At 67.6% G+C, this 965-nt stretch carries 2 pseudogenes; one reads left to right on the forward strand and one right to left on the reverse strand.

The window, feature by feature from the left end:
• Nucleotides 1–315, forward strand: a pseudogene (locus A9X05_RS17855) (hypothetical protein); the annotation flags it as partial.
• Between the two features lie 106 nt (nt 316–421).
• Here A9X05_RS17855 and A9X05_RS29900 read toward each other — a convergent pair.
• Nucleotides 422–802, reverse strand: a pseudogene (locus A9X05_RS29900) (hypothetical protein); the annotation flags it as partial.
• Nucleotides 803–965 lie beyond the last annotated feature (163 nt).

A 965-nucleotide genomic window follows, 5' to 3' on the forward strand; every position in this document is an offset into this window, starting at 1 on the left:
GTCATCAAAGACACCATCCAGGTGGTCGCCGACCCTGGCGCCGCCACGAACGCGTTGAACGCGGCCAAGGGCGGTCAGGGTGACGTGATCAAGAACCCGACCACGCAAGCCGCCACCGTCGGGACGGGCGGAACGACCCTGCTGGGTAACTCCCCCGACCACAACAAGGGTGTGACCCTGCTGATGTTCACCGAGGGGAGGGCCTTCGTGACACTGCAGTTCGACGGACCGCCCGACACGCTGGCCCCCGCGGATTTCGTCAACGATGTCGGCCAGAAACAGGACGCGGTCATCAAGAAGGGGCTCGGCGGCTGAGCGCGAGCGGACCGCCCACAACCCGAGGAGCCCGATGACCGTCATCAACGGCATGCCGGCCCATGCGCTGCTGCTGCATTTCGTCGTGGTGCTCGTACCCGTGACCGCCCTTGGCCGCGTTCAACGCGTTCGTGGCGGCGCCAGGGTCGGCCAACACCTGGATGGTGTCTTTGATGACGTGGCTGCCGTCCTCGTCCTTGAACGTCGTCGCGATGCCGGGCTGGCCGTTCGGGTTGCTGATCGGCGGGGTCGCCGTGAACGGAATCGGGGCATTGATGTCGCTGGCCTGGATCAGCAACCCGGTGTAGTCACTCGGCTGGGCGGGGCCCGACGACGCCGGCGCCGAGCTCTGGGCGCTGGTAGCCGAGCTGGACGATCCCGGCTTGGACGTCGAAGGCGTCGAATTCTTGCCGCCGCACCCCGACACCGCCACCGCCAGCGCCGTCGTCGCCGCGACTCCCGCGGCCACCGTCCGTGAAGTCCTCATCGTTCGAGCTCCCTTCCCAGGCCGCCTTCGGCGCCACAGTCGAGTTCGTTCCCGAATCGCACAGTACATTGCGGCGTGGCGCGGGCGTGGCGCCGAAGGCGGCCTGGCAGGCGATGAGTTGTCTACTCCAATTGGTCGCGCAGGCAGCGCAGGGTGCTGGCCA

Origin of the sequence: Mycobacterium sp. E3298, from assembly GCF_001666895.1 — a bacterium.
In the GTDB taxonomy this organism is placed as follows: Bacteria; Actinomycetota; Actinomycetes; order Mycobacteriales; family Mycobacteriaceae; genus Mycobacterium.